At 41.9% G+C, this 15,689-nt stretch carries 23 protein-coding genes; all 23 read right to left on the minus strand.

Features of this window, described 5'->3' with window-relative positions; genetic code table 11:
• Position 1 precedes the first annotated feature (1 nt).
• Positions 2 to 697, minus strand: coding sequence for a GNAT family protein (locus tag O3655_RS04855; RefSeq protein WP_308697361.1), 696 nt, complete (start codon positions 695 to 697; stop codon positions 2 to 4).
• A 109-nt stretch (positions 698 to 806) separates the two neighbouring features.
• A complete protein-coding gene (gene leuS, locus O3655_RS04860) occupies positions 807 to 3,308 on the minus strand; it encodes a leucine--tRNA ligase (RefSeq protein ID WP_371641200.1) in 2,502 nt (833 codons plus the stop codon).
• 157 nt (positions 3,309 to 3,465) lie between these two features.
• Entirely contained in the window at positions 3,466 to 4,161 is a 696-nt protein-coding gene (locus O3655_RS04865) for a histidine phosphatase family protein (RefSeq protein WP_076984285.1), read from the minus strand.
• Between the two features lie 236 nt (positions 4,162 to 4,397).
• Positions 4,398 to 5,735, minus strand: coding sequence for a PFL family protein (locus O3655_RS04870; RefSeq protein WP_308697363.1), 1,338 nt, complete (start codon positions 5,733 to 5,735; stop codon positions 4,398 to 4,400).
• 9 nt (positions 5,736 to 5,744) lie between these two features.
• Positions 5,745 to 6,011, minus strand: a complete 267-nt coding sequence (locus O3655_RS04875) for an ACT domain-containing protein (RefSeq protein ID WP_000644111.1) — start codon at positions 6,009 to 6,011, stop codon at positions 5,745 to 5,747.
• A 263-nt stretch (positions 6,012 to 6,274) separates the two neighbouring features.
• The gene (gene rplQ / locus O3655_RS04880; protein ID WP_000331493.1) at positions 6,275 to 6,661 is read right to left on the minus strand and encodes a 50S ribosomal protein L17; all 387 of its coding nucleotides are present in this window, start codon (positions 6,659 to 6,661) and stop codon (positions 6,275 to 6,277) included.
• A gap of 11 nt (positions 6,662 to 6,672) precedes the next feature.
• A complete protein-coding gene (locus O3655_RS04885; RefSeq protein WP_007520800.1) occupies positions 6,673 to 7,608 on the minus strand; it encodes a DNA-directed RNA polymerase subunit alpha in 936 nt (311 codons plus the stop codon).
• A 42-nt stretch (positions 7,609 to 7,650) separates the two neighbouring features.
• A complete protein-coding gene (gene rpsK, locus O3655_RS04890) occupies positions 7,651 to 8,034 on the minus strand; it encodes a 30S ribosomal protein S11 (RefSeq protein WP_001118385.1) in 384 nt (127 codons plus the stop codon).
• Positions 8,035 to 8,051: 17 nt separating this feature from the next.
• Complete coding sequence (rpsM, locus tag O3655_RS04895; protein WP_000090781.1) at positions 8,052 to 8,417, minus strand: 30S ribosomal protein S13; 366 nt, start codon at positions 8,415 to 8,417, stop codon at positions 8,052 to 8,054.
• Positions 8,418 to 8,434: 17 nt separating this feature from the next.
• Positions 8,435 to 8,551 (minus strand): 50S ribosomal protein L36, encoded by a 117-nt coding sequence (gene rpmJ / locus O3655_RS04900; RefSeq protein ID WP_001808836.1) that lies wholly within the window; start codon positions 8,549 to 8,551, stop codon positions 8,435 to 8,437.
• Positions 8,552 to 8,575: 24 nt separating this feature from the next.
• Entirely contained in the window at positions 8,576 to 8,794 is a 219-nt protein-coding gene (infA, locus tag O3655_RS04905; protein WP_001029883.1) for a translation initiation factor IF-1, read from the minus strand.
• Positions 8,795 to 8,910: 116 nt separating this feature from the next.
• The gene (locus O3655_RS04910) at positions 8,911 to 9,549 is read right to left on the minus strand and encodes an adenylate kinase (RefSeq protein ID WP_001050433.1); all 639 of its coding nucleotides are present in this window, start codon (positions 9,547 to 9,549) and stop codon (positions 8,911 to 8,913) included.
• A 145-nt stretch (positions 9,550 to 9,694) separates the two neighbouring features.
• Positions 9,695 to 11,005: a preprotein translocase subunit SecY gene (gene secY / locus O3655_RS04915; protein ID WP_000465385.1), complete on the minus strand. Its 1,311-nt coding sequence runs from the start codon at positions 11,003 to 11,005 to the stop codon at positions 9,695 to 9,697.
• Positions 11,006 to 11,017: 12 nt separating this feature from the next.
• On the minus strand, positions 11,018 to 11,458 hold the full coding sequence (gene rplO / locus O3655_RS04920) for a 50S ribosomal protein L15 (protein ID WP_000766089.1): 441 nt from the start codon (positions 11,456 to 11,458) through the stop codon (positions 11,018 to 11,020).
• 144 nt (positions 11,459 to 11,602) lie between these two features.
• Positions 11,603 to 11,785: a 50S ribosomal protein L30 gene (rpmD, locus tag O3655_RS04925; RefSeq protein ID WP_000057241.1), complete on the minus strand. Its 183-nt coding sequence runs from the start codon at positions 11,783 to 11,785 to the stop codon at positions 11,603 to 11,605.
• Between the two features lie 13 nt (positions 11,786 to 11,798).
• Positions 11,799 to 12,293, minus strand: coding sequence for a 30S ribosomal protein S5 (gene rpsE / locus O3655_RS04930; RefSeq protein ID WP_000874204.1), 495 nt, complete (start codon positions 12,291 to 12,293; stop codon positions 11,799 to 11,801).
• A gap of 17 nt (positions 12,294 to 12,310) precedes the next feature.
• Positions 12,311 to 12,667: a 50S ribosomal protein L18 gene (gene rplR, locus O3655_RS04935; RefSeq protein ID WP_004244055.1), complete on the minus strand. Its 357-nt coding sequence runs from the start codon at positions 12,665 to 12,667 to the stop codon at positions 12,311 to 12,313.
• A gap of 83 nt (positions 12,668 to 12,750) precedes the next feature.
• Positions 12,751 to 13,287 carry a 50S ribosomal protein L6 gene (gene rplF, locus O3655_RS04940; RefSeq protein WP_000086623.1) on the minus strand — a complete coding sequence of 179 codons (537 nt, stop codon included), beginning with the start codon at positions 13,285 to 13,287 and terminating at the stop codon, positions 12,751 to 12,753.
• Positions 13,288 to 13,473: 186 nt separating this feature from the next.
• Positions 13,474 to 13,872: a 30S ribosomal protein S8 gene (rpsH, locus tag O3655_RS04945; RefSeq protein ID WP_000245504.1), complete on the minus strand. Its 399-nt coding sequence runs from the start codon at positions 13,870 to 13,872 to the stop codon at positions 13,474 to 13,476.
• Between the two features lie 284 nt (positions 13,873 to 14,156).
• Positions 14,157 to 14,342, minus strand: a complete 186-nt coding sequence (locus tag O3655_RS04950) for a type Z 30S ribosomal protein S14 (protein ID WP_001085697.1) — start codon at positions 14,340 to 14,342, stop codon at positions 14,157 to 14,159.
• Positions 14,343 to 14,359: 17 nt separating this feature from the next.
• Positions 14,360 to 14,902, minus strand: coding sequence for a 50S ribosomal protein L5 (gene rplE, locus O3655_RS04955; RefSeq protein ID WP_000013542.1), 543 nt, complete (start codon positions 14,900 to 14,902; stop codon positions 14,360 to 14,362).
• Between the two features lie 23 nt (positions 14,903 to 14,925).
• On the minus strand, positions 14,926 to 15,231 hold the full coding sequence (gene rplX / locus O3655_RS04960) for a 50S ribosomal protein L24 (RefSeq protein WP_000497691.1): 306 nt from the start codon (positions 15,229 to 15,231) through the stop codon (positions 14,926 to 14,928).
• Positions 15,232 to 15,308: 77 nt separating this feature from the next.
• The gene (gene rplN, locus O3655_RS04965; RefSeq protein ID WP_000616545.1) at positions 15,309 to 15,677 is read right to left on the minus strand and encodes a 50S ribosomal protein L14; all 369 of its coding nucleotides are present in this window, start codon (positions 15,675 to 15,677) and stop codon (positions 15,309 to 15,311) included.
• Between the last annotated feature and the right edge of the window lie 12 nt (positions 15,678 to 15,689).

The raw sequence follows: 15,689 nt of genomic DNA on the forward strand, positions 1-15,689 counted from the left end.
CTTAAAGTTCTCTCAAGCTCTTGTACTGCCGTCCATTTTTATCAAAATTTTCAGGAGTCAGCCATGCTTCCAAACGAGCTTTAACTTGAGGCCAGTCCTTATCAATCATAGAGAGCCAATCCGTATCCCGTGTACGTCCCTTATAAACGACTGCCTGACGGAAGGTTCCTTCATAAACAAAGCCCAAACGCTCCGCGGCTCGTCTGGATGGGAGATTTAGAGCATCGCATTTCCACTCATAGCGACGATAGTTGAGCTCCTCAAAAACATAGCGAGCTAGGAGATATTGAGCCTCTGTCCCTATCCGTGTTCCCCTTAGTTCTGGAGAAAAAGTGACAGCTCCCACTTCTATTACTCGGTTATTCTGATCAATGCGCATAAGAGAAAAAGTCCCCAAGGCCTTACCAGTCACCTTGTCTATAATCGCATAGTAAAAACGGTCCTTACGAGCTAACATCTGATTTAAGACGGTAACCAGTTCCTCCATATCTGCCACTGGTTCCTGAAAGAGGTAGGTCCACATCTCCCGAGGTGTATCTGGACCATAAACAGTTAGCAAATCCTCCGCATGCTTTTCCACTGAAAGAGCCTCTATCCGAGCATAACGCCCTTCTAAGAAATCAATAGCAGGCAATTCACCAGATGTATAACCTTCCATTGACTCACCAATCATCTGACCATATTCATTTACTGGCATTGTTTTCTCCTTGTTTTACTTTTCAAACTTTATAGTTGCACATAGTATATCATACTTTCATGAAAACATTCAAAAAATCCTCCAGATTCTACTCTGAAGGATTCCTATCTTATTTCACAACAATATTAACCAATTTATTCGGTACCGCAATCACTTTCACGATTTCCTTGCCATCAATCTCTACTTTGACTTTTTCATCAGCCAGAGCGATTTCTTGCAATTCTTCGCGTGAGAGGTCTTTAGCGACCATGAGTTTGGCACGAACTTTTCCTTTAATTTGGACGACGATTTCGATTTCGTCTTCAACCAATTTACTTTCATCCCATGTTGGCCAAGCTACGTAAGAGATGGATTCACCTGTTGCTGCCACTGTTTGCCAGAGTTCTTCTGCCAAGTGAGGCGCAAATGGGGCGATTAATTGGATAAAGCCTTTGGCATAGTCCACATAAAGCTTGTCTTCCTTGTTAGCTGCGTTGACAAAGACCATAAGTTGGGCAATGGCTGTGTTGAATTTCATGGATTCGATTTGCTCAGTAACAGATTTAACGGTTTCGTTATAAACCTTGTCAAGAGCACCATTATTTTCCGCAACAATTTCTTTACTTGTAATCAAACGGTAAACACGGTCAAGGAACTTACGGCTTCCTTCCAGACCTTCTTCTGACCAAGCAATCGAAGCATCGAGTGGTCCCATAAACATTTCATAGACACGAAGGGTATCGGCACCGTATTGCTCCACAACATCGTCCGGGTTGACAACGTTCTTGAGAGATTTAGACATCTTGGCTGGCGCTTGTTCCAACTCTTCTCCTGTTTCCACATGGAAGAAGGAACCGTCACGTTTTTCAACCTTATCAGTTGCCACAAGAGCACCACGGTGGTCACGGTAACTGGTTCCCAAAATCATTCCTTGGTTAAAGAGTTTTTGGAACGGCTCTTTCGTAGGAACAACACCAAGGTCATAGAGGAATTTATGCCAGAAACGAGCGTAAAGCAGGTGAAGAACGGCATGCTCTGCACCACCCACATAGATATCTACTGGCAACCATTGTTTGAGAAGGTCCTCATCAGCCAATTTTTCAGTATTGTGTGGGTCAATATAGCGGAGGTAGTACCAGCTTGAACCAGCCCATTGTGGCATCGTATTGGTTTCGCGACGACCTTTGACACCATCTTCACGCGTCACTTCAAGCCAGTCGGTCAAGTTAGCCAATGGGCTTTCCCCAGTACCTGAAGGACGGATATCCTTGGTGACTGGCAAGACAAGTGGCAATTCATTTTCAGGAACTGCTGTTGAAGTCCCATCTTCCCAATGAATGATTGGGATTGGTTCACCCCAATAACGTTGACGGCTAAAGAGCCAGTCGCGGAGACGGTAGGTAACCTTCTCTTGACCACAACCTTTTTCTTCCAACCAAGCTACAATTTTAGCAATCGCTTCTTCTTTGTTCAGTCCATCTAGGAAATCAGAGTTGACGTGAAGACCGTCTTCTGTGTAGGCAGCTTCTTCAACGTTTCCACCTTCAAGCACTTCTACGATTGGAAGGTCAAATTGTTTGGCAAATTCCCAGTCACGTTGGTCATGGGCAGGCACAGCCATGACAGCACCTGTTCCATAACTAGCAAGAACATAGTCAGCGATCCAGATTGGAATTTCCTTGCCATTGACAGGGTTGATGGCATAAGCACCCGTCCAAACCCCTGTTTTTTCCTTAGCAAGGTCGGTACGAGCCAAGTCTGACTTGAGGCTAGCTTGGTGTTTGTAGTCTGCTACGGCTTCAGCTTGTTCTGGACTGACGATAGCATCTACCAAATCATGCTCAGGCGCCAATACAGTGAAAGTCGCACCGAAAAGGGTATCTGGACGTGTCGTAAAGACGGTAAATTCCTTGTCAGTCCCTTTCACTTTGAAAGTTACATTAGCACCAGTTGATTTACCAATCCAGTTGCGTTGCATGTCCTTGATAGACTCTGGCCAGTCAAGATCATCCAAGTCATTAAGCAAACGCTCCGCATAGGCCGTGATTTTAAGCATCCATTGACGCATCGGTTTGCGGACAACTGGATAGCCTCCACGCTCAGAAGTTCCGTCAGGAAGGACTTCTTCGTTGGCAATGGCCGTCCCCAATTCCTCAACCCAGTTTACTGGCACTTCCGCTTCATAAGCTAAACCTTTTTCGTAAAGCTTGGTGAAGATCCACTGAGTCCATTTGTAGTAGTTTGGATCTGTTGTGTTGACTTCACGATCCCAGTCGTAAGAGAATCCAAGCGCATTGATTTGACGTTTGAAGTTGGCAATGTTTTCCGCTGTAAATTCTGCCGGGTCATTCCCCGTATCCATAGCGTATTGCTCTGCAGGCAAACCAAAGGCATCCCAACCCATTGGGTGAAGGACATTGTAGCCTTGCGCACGTTTGTAACGGCTAAGGATATCAGTCGCTGTGTAGCCTTCTGGGTGTCCTACGTGCAATCCAGCTCCTGAAGGATATGGGAACATGTCGAGAGCATAAAACTTCGGTTTTGATGCATCTGTTCCTGTCTTAAATGTATGATGTTCTGCCCAGTAGCCCTGCCACTTAGGCTCAATTTCTTTATGATTGTAAAAACTCATGGTCTCTCTCCAATTTTGTGATGTTACTATTATACCATTTTTGAGGGAATTTGAAAGACGAGAAATGTTCTTTTAGACTTGGATAACAAGAAATACTGGGTCGCAAATCCAACTTATTTAACAGGAAAAAAAGTTAGCTCCTAATCGGAGCTAACTTCTATTGATTATTTGTCTCTTCCATCTTCTCACGTCCCAGTTCTCGATAGCTACGGTCGCCAACAACTTCTACACTAAACTGGCCATCCTCATATTCAAGAATCGTCACGCTACCATTATCTAGACCATGTGGATGCATACCATTGATCAGATACACAATAGTCCCAATGGTCATTCCATGGCTGACGACGAGAGCATTGCCCCCACCTTGTTCTTCCATTTCTTTGGCAATCGTTTCAAAACCTTCTTTGATTCGACCACTGAGTTTTTCCCAGCCTTCTGCCCAACCAGCAGTATCAACCTCTACCAAACCTTCTGCTAGTTCTGCATAGGACAACTGATGAACATGGTCCACATTAAAAATACGAGGAATCAACCCCATAAAGAGGTCCCCATCATAGGCCCCATCAAAACTACCAAAGCACCACTCACGGATTCGCTTGTCCATGCGGTAAGGGATTTTCCCCTGCAGGCCAAGTTCTTCTAGGATAATTCCCATGGTTTGAATAGTGCGACCTGAATCACTGGAATAAGCGCGGTCAAACTGCAAGCCAGACTCTCTCAAGCCAATTCCCAGTTCATGGATTCCCAACTCACCTTCTGCAGTCAGAGGTGTATCACTCCATCCTTGAGCACGTCCAATGGTGTTAAACATCGTTTTCCCATGACGGACCAAATACAATCTTACTTTAGACATTTTCTATCCTCCATTTTCTTCTATTATATCATGGATCAAAGAAATATTCGGCTTTCAAAAGCAAAGCCAACATTTGTAAATTATCCAAAAGAAAAGCTACCCTCATGGTAGCTTCCCTAGGAGATTATTATGAAAAAGTTTAGGATTTCTATTAAATAAAGTTAGGAGGTCTTTATTTAATGATTATAGTATACACAGTCATCCTTAAACTCAACTTAAATCCTCTCGCTTTTTTATTAATTTTTAAAACTATGGATTGGAGCTGGGATTTGCCCACCGCGAGAGATGAAATCAACAGACGAAGCCCCGTTGACCTTCATCACTGGAGCTGTCCCTAGCAAGCCTCCAAACTCAATCATATCGCCTTCTTTGCCCTTTGGAATAATACGGACGGCCGTTGTTTTCATGTTAATGACACCAATTGCCGCCTCATCCGCAATCATAGCTGCAATGGTTCCAGCAGGCGTATCTTCCGGAATGGCAATCATATCCAGCCCAACAGAACAGATAGCCGTCATGGCTTCTAGTTTCTCTAAATTCAGAGAGCCATCTTGTACCGCACCAATCATCCCCTCATCTTCAGAAACGGGGATAAAAGCACCTGACAAGCCACCGACTTGGTTACAAGCCATCACTCCGCCCTTCTTAACTTGGTCATTCAAAAGAGCGAGGGCAGCCGTCGTCCCATGCGTACCAACTGTTTCTAGGCCCATTTCCTCAAGGACACGTGCCACAGAATCACCAACTGCAGGAGTTGGCGCCAAGCTTAGATCGACAATTCCAAAGTCAACACCAAGGCGTTCACTCGCCATTTGTCCAACCAGCTGACCGATACGAGTAATCTTGAAGGCCGTTTTCTTGACTGTTTCCGCTACTACATCAAAGCTCTGTCCACGAACCTTTTCCAAGGCACGCTTGACCACACCAGGACCCGAAACCCCGACATTGATGATAACATCTGCTTCGCCAACACCATGAAAGGCCCCTGCCATAAAAGGATTGTCCTCAACAGCATTAGCAAATACGACCAACTTGGCCGCACCCATATCTGATAAGTTCGCTGTTTCCTTGATGATACGTCCCATATCTGCAACTGCAGTCATGTTGATGCCTGACTTAGTTGAGCCAATGTTAACAGACGAACAAACCTTGTCGGTCTCAGCTAGAGCGCGTGGGATAGAATTGACGAGAATCTCATCTCCTTTTTGGTAGCCTTTTTGTACCAAGGCAGAGAATCCACCAATAAAGTCAACACCAATCTCCTTGGCAGCCTTATCAAGAGCCTTTGCCAAAACAACATAGTCTGTCGCATCAGTCGCAGCACCAATTAAAGAAATCGGAGTCACCGATACCCGTTTATTAACAATAGGAATCCCAAGTTCTGCAGCAATTTCATCTCCTACAGCCACTAGATTTGCAGCTTTAGTGGTAATTTTTTGGTAAATCTTTTCAGCAGCATGATTGATATCTGGATCAATACAGTCCAAAAGGGAAATCCCCATGGTGATGGTTCTGATATCGAAGTTCTGCTCCTCGATCATGGCAATGGTTTCTGTAACTTGTCTAATATCCATAGCCACCTCCTAGATATTATACATAGCGTCAAAAATCGCCGCACTTTGAATATTGATTTTGACATTCAAGGTCTGACCGAAAGTTTCAAACTCATTTCGTAGATAAGTGAAATCCTGTTTTTCGTCACTAGAAACGACCGCCATCATAGTAAAATATTCATCCAACACCGTCTGAGAAATATCGTCAATATTCAAACCCAACTCTGCAATCTTAGTAGACACGCCTGCAACGATCCCAGCCTTGTCCTTACCAACCACTGTAATAATAGCCTTCATCCTTATACCCCATTTCTACGATTTTTAGAAAACCTGAACGTTTTTGATTTTCTTTTTTCCTAGTATAGCATATTTCCATAGAAAATACTAAAAAACGCCTGCTTACGAAATTGTTCTTAAGAAAAAAACAATTTCGTAAACAAGCGTCTACCCTATCAAATGATGATGAGTGTTCCCGCTAGGACCGAAGTCCCAGCGGTAGACCAGAGCTAGACTAAGAGCACAAGACTCCATCATCATAACACTCAACAAAATTGATGATTTTATACTAATTCGATGATCGCCATTGGCGCAGCATCACCACGACGTGGTTCAGTTTTAAGGATACGAGTGTATCCACCGTTACGTTCAGCATAACGAGGTGCGATTTCTGAGAACAATTTTTGAAGTGCTGTAGTAGAAGTGTACTTATCAGTTGCTTCATCATAGTTTTCAGATGCGATTTCATTACGTACGAAAGCAGCTGCTTGACGACGTGCATGCAAATCACCACGTTTACCTAGAGTAATCATTTTTTCAACAGTTTTACGGATTTCTTTAGCACGAGCTTCAGTTGTCACGATTGATTCGTTGATCAAAAGGTCAGTTGTCAAATCGCGAAGCATTGCTTTACGTTGTGAGCTAGTGCGTCCTAGTTTACGGTAAGCCATGTATTCCTCCTTTATTTATCTTTTAATCCAAGACCCAAGTCAATGAGTTTGAGTTTCACTTCTTCCAAACTCTTGCGTCCAAGATTTCGTACTTTCATCATCTCTGCTTCAGATTTTTCTGTCAAATCATGCACAGTGTTGATACCGGCACGTTTCAAACAGTTGTATGAACGCACAGACAAGTCCAGTTCCTCAATCGTACGATCCAAAATACGATCGTCAGATTCAGTATCAGCTTCTTTCATCACTTCAGTTGACTTAGCAATCTCAGTAAGATTTGTAAACAAATCAAGATGTTCTGTCAAGATACGTGCTGAAAGCCCTAAAGCATCTTCTGGAATAATTGTTCCATTAGTCAAGATTTCAAGGGTTAATTTGTCAAATCCATCATTGCTACCTACACGAGCAGGTTCAACTTGATAGTTGACTTTTGTAACTGGTGTATAAATAGAATCTACAGCAAGTGTTCCAACTGGTGCATTATCTTTTTTGTTTTCATCAGCAGGTACATATCCACGACCACTGTTAACAGTCATTGTCGCTTTTAGAGAAGAACCTTCACCGATTGTAAAGAGATAATGATCTGGATTTACAATCTCAACATCACTGTCAGTCAAAATGTCTCCAGCTGTAATTTCAGCAGGACCTTCAACGTCAAGTTCAATGATTTTTTCGTCTTCAACGTATGATTTCACTGCAATCCCTTTAATGTTCAGAATGATTTGCATCACGTCTTCACGAACACCTGGAACTGTGTCGAACTCATGCAAGACACCTTCAATGTTGATAGATGTCACTGCTGCTCCTGGTAGAGAAGCTAGTAGTACACGACGAAGAGAGTTACCAAGAGTTGTACCGTAGCCACGTTCAAGTGGTTCGATTACAAACTTGCCATAATCTTTATTTTCATCAATTTTTGTTATATTTGGTTTTTCAAACTCAATCATTTAGTTACTCCCTCTTAAACGAAAAGCAGTGTAATGCGATGATTATACACGGCGACGTTTTGGAGGACGAGCACCATTGTGTGGCACTGGAGTCACATCACGAATTGCTGTTACTTCAAGACCAGCGGCAGCAAGCGCACGAATAGCTGACTCACGACCAGAACCTGGACCTTTTACAGTAACTTCAACTGATTTAAGACCGTGTTCTTGTGCAGATTTAGCAGCAGCTTCAGAAGCCATTTGAGCAGCGAATGGTGTAGATTTACGAGAACCTTTGAAACCAAGAGCACCAGCTGATGACCAAGCAATTGCATTACCATGCACATCAGTAATCATAACAATAGTGTTATTAAATGTAGCGTGAATATGAGCAATACCAGATTCGATATTCTTTTTCACACGACGTTTACGTGTTGGTTTAGCCAAGACTTTTACCTCCTATATTATTTTTTCTTACCAGCGATCGCAACAGCTTTACCTTTACGAGTGCGAGCGTTGTTTTTAGTGTTTTGTCCACGGACAGGAAGTCCACGACGGTGACGAATACCACGGTAAGAACCGATTTCCATCAAACGTTTGATGTTCAAGTTTACTTCACGACGAAGGTCACCTTCAACTTTGATTGCATCCACTTCACGACGGATAGCATCCTCTTGATCTGATGTAAGGTCACGTACACGAACATCTTCTGAGATTCCAGCAGCAGCCAAAATTTTCTTAGATGTTGCAAGTCCGATACCATAAACGTAAGTCAATGAGATTACTACGCGTTTGTCATTTGGAATGTCAACTCCAGCAATACGAGCCATTTTTTCTCCTTTCTATCTTATCCTTGACGTTGTTTGTGTTTTGGATTTGCTGGGCAAATTACCATAACACGACCATTACGACGAATTACTTTACAGTATTCGCAAATTGGTTTGACCGATGGTCTTACTTTCATTTCTTATCCCTCCAAGTTTTTCGATTATTTAAAGCGGTAAGTGATACGTCCACGTGTCAAGTCATATGGACTCATCTCGACAGTAACACGATCTCCCGCTAAAATACGAATATAGTTTTTACGAATTTTACCAGAAACTGTTGCTAAAATCTGATGTCCATTTTCAAGTTCAACCGTAAACATTGCGTTAGGCATTGTATCGACTACTTTGCCTTCAACTTCAATCACATCGTCTTTTGCCACGCAAAAGCACCTCCATAAATTTCGATTCGATGCCTCTGAAAACAGAGACAACAATTATAAGTCAGACTATCTCAGTATAACATTTGTAGCGATTTTTTGCAAGTGTGAAAAACGCTTTATTTCAAATTTGTCAATACTTTTTCGATGTCTTTGAACACATCATTGATATCTTGATTTCCTTCGATATCGTGGACCAATCCTTTGGCACGGTAGTGAGCAATGATTGGTTCACCTTGGGCGATATTCACATCCAAACGACGCTTCACTGTCTCAGGTTTATCATCTTCACGTTGGTAATAATCTTCCTCTTTATAGTCAACTGGTGGGTTGAAAACTTTGTGGAAGGTTTCACCTGTTTCGCGGTGGATGATACGACCACTCAAACGTTCCAAGAGACAATCTGGGTTCACTTCGATATTGATCACGCCTTCTAGTTCGATACCAAGTTCCGCCAATGTTTTGTCCAAGGCATGAGCTTGTTCAATCGTACGTGGGTAACCATCCAACAAGAAACCTGTTTCTTTGATGTCGTCCTGAGAAAGGCGTTCTTTAACAATTCCATTTGTAACTTCATCCGGAACCAACTCACCTTTGTCAATATATGACTTGGCAAGTACACCCATTTCAGTTTGATTAGCCATAGCAGCACGGAACATATCTCCAGTTGAAATGTGTGCCACGTGGAATTGCTCCACAATTTTAGCTGCTTGCGTTCCCTTACCTGCTCCAGGTAAGCCCATAATCAAAAGATTCATGATAGGATCTCCTTATTTTGTATTTAAATAGAAGCAGAAATTCGTTTCAACCCCTATTTAAAAACAAAATAGAAGAGGGGAGACGAAAATCTCTCTGATAGATAGACCTTCATACTCCACTCTCTAAGCAAAAGTAATCTTGCTTTTATTCTGTTTTGTCCATGAAACCAACATACTTACGTTTCAATAGGTAACCTTCTAGCTGTTTGATTCCTTCGATACCAGTTGAGATAATGATCAAAAGACTAGTTCCCCCAAAAGCAACAGCTTCTGAAAGACCAAAGACATCTTTTGCCACAATCGGCAAGATTGAAATCACACCAAGGAAGATTGATCCGACAGTCGCAAGGCGACGAAGAAGTTTCGACATGAATTCTTCAGTACCCTTACCAGGACGGACACCATGAATGTAGGCTCCACTCTTTTGCAAGTTTTCTGCTGCTTTCTCTGGATTGATCTGTACAAATGTATAGAAGAATGTAAAGAGAATGATCAACAAGGCATACATGGCAACACCTGTTGGAGATGTTGTAGATAACATTTCCTGTGCTGTACGTACCCAAGCCCAATCATGACCTGTAGCACTCAAAAATTGAAGAATGGCTGCAGGTGCTGCTGTGATGGAACTTGCAAAGATAACTGGGATAACCCCCGCTGGGTTTACCTTCAAAGGAAGGTATGAGCTTGATGGGGCTCCTTGAGCAACTTTTGTATATTGGATTGGAATTTTATATTCTGCCTGTTGAACAAAGGTTGTAAAGTATACAATCAACAAGACAGCGATAATCAAAATAACGACAAAGATAATAGATGAAGTCAAACGGCTACTTGGAATATTGACGAAGTAGTCAACATAGATTCCTTTAATCATCTCAGGGATTGAAGCGACAATACCTGCAAAGATGATCATAGAAACACCGTTTCCGTATCCCTTATCTGTAATTTGTTCCCCGAGCCAAGTTACAATCATACTACCTGCTGTGAGGATAATACCGATAGTAACAAAGACTTGTGGTGTTAAAGCTGTCGTTAATAATTTTGCTCCAGAAAGAGTGTTAAATCCTGCTGTAATCCCGATAGATTGAACAAATGCAAGCACAAGTGCAATATAACGAGTAGCTTGGTTTAGTTTTCTCCGTCCTACTTCCCCTTGTTTGCCCCATTCTACAAACTTCGGTAAAATATCCATTTGTAGCAATTGAACAACGATTGAAGCAGTGATATACGGACTTACTCCGAGTGCAAAAACGGAGAAGTTCTTCATGGCATTCCCTGAAACAAGACTAAGCATGTTCAAGAAAGATAAACCACTGAGAGCTTCTAAACTTTTCGCATTCACACCTGGAACTGTAATACTTGTCCCAATACGGAAAACAAGAATGATAAAAATTGTAAAGAGAATTTTTGATCGAACTTGTTTAACCTTGAGCGCTTCTTTTAGTAATTTAAAAAACATGGGTCACCTCTCTTAGATGACTTCTACAGAACCACCTTTAGCAGTGATAGCTTCCTCAGCTGATTTAGAGAATTTAGCTGCTTTCACAGTCAATTTCTTAGTCAACTCACCGTTACCAAGAATTTTAACTCCTGATTTTTCAGCTTTCACAATTCCTGCTTCGATAAGTACAACTGGAGTTACTTCTGCACCGTCTTCAAAGACGTTCAATTGGTCAAGGTTTACAATTGCGTATTCTTTAGCGTTGATGTTAGTGAATCCACGTTTTGGAAGACGACGGAACAATGGAGTTTGTCCACCTTCAAAACCAAGGCGAACTCCGCCACCGCTACGAGCTTTTTGACCTTTTTGACCGCGACCAGATGTTTTACCGTTACCTGATGAAGTACCACGACCAACACGGTTACGTACTTTACGAGAACCTTCTGCAGGTTTCAATTCATGAAGTTTCATTATTATTTTCTCCTCTTTTGTAAAATGCTAGCGCCGATAAGAGAGAAAAGGTTGTCTCCCTTATCAACTCGCCTATACATGGTCATCTAAGATGACTATACCTAGTTTTAGGGGATGAGTATTGCCACATCCCCTAAAAATTCATTAGTTTACTTCTTCAACTGTTACCAAGTGAGATACTGCAGTAATCATACCACGGATAGCAGCGTTGTCTTCTTTAATAACAGAGCTGTTCAATTTGCCAAGTCCAAGTGCTACAACAGTTTTACGTTGCGATGGAATGCGTCCGATTGGAGACTTAGTCAAAGTAATTTTAATTTGAGCCATTTTATCCCCTTTCTTATGCCAAATCAGAAACTGAAATACCACGAAGGGCAGCAACTTCTTCAGCGCGTTTCAATTGTTTCAAACCTTCAACAGTTGCGCGAACAATGTTGATTGGAGTGTTAGAACCAAGTGATTTAGATGTAATATCTGCCACACCTGCCAATTCCACAACGGCACGAACTGCACCACCAGCGGCAACCCCAGAACCTTCTACAGCAGGTTTCAACAATACTTTAGCTCCACCGAATTCTGAAAGAACTTCGTGTGGGATTGTTGTTCCAACCATAGGAACTTCAATCAAGTTTTTCTTAGCATCTTCTACTGCTTTGCGGATTGCTTCTGGAACTTCTTGAGCTTTACCAGTACCAAATCCTACGCGACCGTTGTGGTCACCAACAACAACAAGAGCTGCGAAACGAAGACGACGTCCACCTTTAACAACTTTTGTAACACGGTTGACAGCAACTACGCGTTCTTCTAATTCAACTGCATTGTCTTTAAATGCCATTTTCTAGTGTCCTCCTATTAGAATTTCAATCCGTTTTCACGAGCTGCATCAGCCAAAGCTTTCACACGTCCGTGATATAGATATCCACCGCGGTCGAACACCACTTCTGAAATACCTTTAGCGTTTGCACGTTCTGCAACGAGTTTACCGACAGTAACGGCTTGTTCAGTTTTAGTTCCTTTTGAAACTTCTTTGTCAAGAGTTGAAGCACTTGCGAGCGTTACACCCGCTACGTCATCAATCACTTGAGCGTAGATGCCTGTATTAGAACGGAATACGTTCAAACGTGGGCGATCAGCAGTTCCAGAGAGTTTTCCGCGAACGCGACGGTGGCGTTTTTGGCGGAGTTTGTTTTTATCTGGTTTAGAAATCACAGTTTTCACCTCTTTAGTTTTAAATCGTGTGCTATGCACTAAGTTGGAAAATAGGTTGGTGGTTAAAAATCAACCACTCAACATTATTTACCTGTTTTACCTTCTTTACGGCGAACGAATTCACCAACGTATCGGATACCTTTACCTTTATATGGTTCTGGTGAACGAAGGCTACGTACGTAAGCAGCTGTTTGACCAACTACTTCTTTTGAAATTCCGCTAACAACGATTGTTGTTGGGTTTGGAAGTTCAAAAGTAATTCCTTCTGGAGCTTCAACTTCGTCTGGATGAGATTTACCAACAGCCAAAACAAGTTTTTTACCTTGAAGTTGTGCACGGTAACCAACCCCGCGCATTTCAAGTTCTTTCTTGAATCCTTCTGATACACCAATTACCATGTTGTTCAAAAGGGCACGAGTAGTTCCGTGGATAGTTTTCATTTCTTTTGAATCGTTTGGACGGTGAAGAGTTACTTCAGTACCTTCCACACGAATTTCAATATCTTTTGAGAACTCACGAGTAAGTTCTCCTTTAGGTCCTTTTACAGTTACAACGTTGTCATTGTTAGTGATTTCAACACCAGCAGGCAACACGATAACTTTATTACCAATACGTGACATGTTTATTTTCTCCTGTTAGATTGTCAGGCCATTACAGCCAGTTTTCACGGGGTTAAATCGATTTCTCGATTAAAGGAACATTTAGGTTTCAATTTCAAAGTGAATCTAGGCATCGTCTCGCGGGCATAACTTTGGGTTAGGCAAGAGACGATAACGAAGAGTCACAAAGAAATTGGAAGCTAAATATTACCAAACGTAAGCGATAACCTCACCACCAACATTCTTTTGGCGAGCTTCTTTATCAGTAAGCAAACCTTCAGAAGTTGAAAGGATAGCAATTCCAAGTCCGTTAAGAACTTTTGGAAGATCTTCACGTTTTTTGTAGACACGAAGTCCTGGTTTAGAAACACGTTTCAAGTTAGTGATAACTTTTTCACCGTTTGGTCCGTATTTAAGGAATACACGGATGATGCCTTGTTTGTCATCTTCGATGATTTCTACGTTCTTAACAAAACCTTCGCGTTTAAGGATTTCAGCAATCCCTTTTTTGATGTTTGATGCAGGTACTTCAAGTACTTCGTGTTTCGCTTGGTTAGCGTTACGAATACGAGTTAGGAAGTCTGCGATTGGGTCAGTCATAACCATTTTGTTTTTCTCCTCTTACTAGTAGTTTGCAAGTTGCACTTGCTAGTTAATACATGATACAAAGAGCGTAACAGCAAGAGCAAAAATAGGCAATTTGATGCAGGAGCGATGCTCCAAAGAAAATTGGTCTTTTTTGCCAAAGCTGTAGCTCGTGTTCAAATTGGCAAGTCCAACTGAACCCGGGCTAAACTCTGTGTGAAAAAGATAAACTTTCCTAGAAACTTCAGTTTCTTCGTCAAGTTTCCTATTTTCACTTGGAGTTTTGACGCCCTTGATATCTTAAATTACCAAGATGCTTTTGTTACACCAGGAATTTGTCCTTTGTAAGCTAATTCACGGAAGCAAACACGGCAAAGTTTAAATTTGCGGTAAACTGAATGTGGACGACCACATTTTTCACAACGAGTATAAGCTTGAGTAGAGAACTTCGCTGGACGTTTGTTCTTAGCAATCATTGATTTTTTAGCCATTAGATTTACCTCCTATATTATTTTGCAAAAGGCATTCCAAGGCCTGTAAGCAATGCACGTGACTCTTCGTCAGTGTTAGCAGTTGTTACGATAACGATGTCAAGACCACGAGTTTTGTCAACGTCATCAAAGTTGATTTCTGGGAAGATCAATTGTTCTTTCACACCAAGAGTGTAGTTCCCGCGTCCATCAAATGATTTTGTTGGAACACCGTGGAAGTCACGCACACGTGGAAGTGAAACTGAAACCAATTTGTCCAAGAATTCGTACATACGTTCACCACGAAGGGTAACTTTTGCACCGATCGCTACACCTTCACGAAGACGGAAGCCGGCGATTGATTTTTTAGCTTTAGTGATAAGTGGTTTTTGACCTGAGATAAGTGCCAATTCTTCAGCAGCTTTTTCAAGACTTTTGGCGTTTGATACAGCTTCACCAACACCCATGTTCAAAACGATCTTATCTACTTTAGGCACAGCCATCACTGATGAGTAGTTGAATTGTTCTGTCAAAGCAGGAACTACTTCATTAAGATATTTTTCTTTTAAACGATTTGCCATTATACTTCTCCTTTCCTTCGTGATTAATCAAGCACTTCGCCTGATTTTTTGTTGTAGCGAACTTTTTTACCGTCTACAAATTTGTAACCAACACGACCAGCTACACCATTTTTGTCCAATACTTGAACGTTTGATACGTGGATAGCTGCTTCTTTTTCGATGATACCACCTTGAGGAAGCTCGTTAGTTGGACGTTGGTGTTTCTTAACGATGTTAACACCTTCAACGATAACTTTGTTTACTTTTGGAAGGGCAGTAAGGACAACAGCTTCTGTTCCCTTATCTTTACCAGCGATTACGCGAACTTTGTCGCCTTTTTTTACAAACATTAGGTTTCTCCTTGATTTTTCTTACGCCCATAAGGGCACCCTAGCTTGAAGCTAGGGGACTAGTTTGTTTCTAAAAATTAAAGTACTTCTGGAGCAAGTGACACGATCTTCATGAAGCCACCTTCACGCAATTCACGTGCAACTGGGCCAAAGATACGTGTTCCGCGAGGAGTTTTGTCTTCACGGATGATAACTGCTGCATTTTCGTCAAATTTGATGTATGAACCATCAGCACGACGAGCACCTGATTTAGTACGAACGATAACAGCTTTTACAACGTCACCTTTTTTAACCGCACCACCAGGAGTAGCTTGTTTTACAGATGCCACGATAACATCACCGATGTTTGCAAATTTACGTCCTGAACCACCAAGAACTTTGATAGTCAAGATTTCGCGCGCACCGCTGTTGTCTGCGACTTTCAAACGAGTTTCTGTTTGAATCATTTCAGTTTTCTC

The sequence above is a fragment of the Streptococcus sp. 27098_8_70 genome, from assembly GCF_041432215.1.
Lineage (GTDB): Bacteria > Bacillota > Bacilli > Lactobacillales > Streptococcaceae > Streptococcus > Streptococcus oralis_CP.

Bases quoted from the DNA above. Each gene is read 5' to 3' on its own strand.
- O3655_RS04855 (WP_308697361.1), bottom strand. From the start codon at position 697: ATGCCAGTAAATGAATATGGTCAGATGATTGGTGAGTCAATGGAAGGT.
- leuS (WP_371641200.1), bottom strand. From the start codon at position 3,308: ATGAGTTTTTACAATCATAAAGAAATTGAGCCTAAGTGGCAGGGCTAC.
- O3655_RS04865 (WP_076984285.1), bottom strand. From the start codon at position 4,161: ATGTCTAAAGTAAGATTGTATTTGGTCCGTCATGGGAAAACGATGTTT.
- O3655_RS04870 (WP_308697363.1), bottom strand. From the start codon at position 5,735: ATGGATATTAGACAAGTTACAGAAACCATTGCCATGATCGAGGAGCAG.
- O3655_RS04875 (WP_000644111.1), bottom strand. From the start codon at position 6,011: ATGAAGGCTATTATTACAGTGGTTGGTAAGGACAAGGCTGGGATCGTT.
- rplQ (WP_000331493.1), bottom strand. From the start codon at position 6,661: ATGGCTTACCGTAAACTAGGACGCACTAGCTCACAACGTAAAGCAATG.
- O3655_RS04885 (WP_007520800.1), bottom strand. From the start codon at position 7,608: ATGATTGAGTTTGAAAAACCAAATATAACAAAAATTGATGAAAATAAA.
- rpsM (WP_000090781.1), bottom strand. From the start codon at position 8,417: ATGGCTCGTATTGCTGGAGTTGACATTCCAAATGACAAACGCGTAGTA.
- rpmJ (WP_001808836.1), bottom strand. From the start codon at position 8,551: ATGAAAGTAAGACCATCGGTCAAACCAATTTGCGAATACTGTAAAGTA.
- O3655_RS04910 (WP_001050433.1), bottom strand. From the start codon at position 9,549: ATGAATCTTTTGATTATGGGCTTACCTGGAGCAGGTAAGGGAACGCAA.
- secY (WP_000465385.1), bottom strand. From the start codon at position 11,005: ATGTTTTTTAAATTACTAAAAGAAGCGCTCAAGGTTAAACAAGTTCGA.
- rplO (WP_000766089.1), bottom strand. From the start codon at position 11,458: ATGAAACTTCATGAATTGAAACCTGCAGAAGGTTCTCGTAAAGTACGT.
- rpmD (WP_000057241.1), bottom strand. From the start codon at position 11,785: ATGGCTCAAATTAAAATTACTTTGACTAAGTCTCCAATCGGACGCATT.
- rpsE (WP_000874204.1), bottom strand. From the start codon at position 12,293: ATGGCATTTAAAGACAATGCAGTTGAATTAGAAGAACGCGTAGTTGCT.
- rplF (WP_000086623.1), bottom strand. From the start codon at position 13,287: ATGTCACGTATTGGTAATAAAGTTATCGTGTTGCCTGCTGGTGTTGAA.
- rpsH (WP_000245504.1), bottom strand. From the start codon at position 13,872: ATGGTTATGACTGACCCAATCGCAGACTTCCTAACTCGTATTCGTAAC.
- O3655_RS04950 (WP_001085697.1), bottom strand. From the start codon at position 14,342: ATGGCTAAAAAATCAATGATTGCTAAGAACAAACGTCCAGCGAAGTTC.
- rplE (WP_000013542.1), bottom strand. From the start codon at position 14,902: ATGGCAAATCGTTTAAAAGAAAAATATCTTAATGAAGTAGTTCCTGCT.
- rplX (WP_000497691.1), bottom strand. From the start codon at position 15,231: ATGTTTGTAAAAAAAGGCGACAAAGTTCGCGTAATCGCTGGTAAAGAT.
- rplN (WP_000616545.1), bottom strand. From the start codon at position 15,677: ATGATTCAAACAGAAACTCGTTTGAAAGTCGCAGACAACAGCGGTGCG.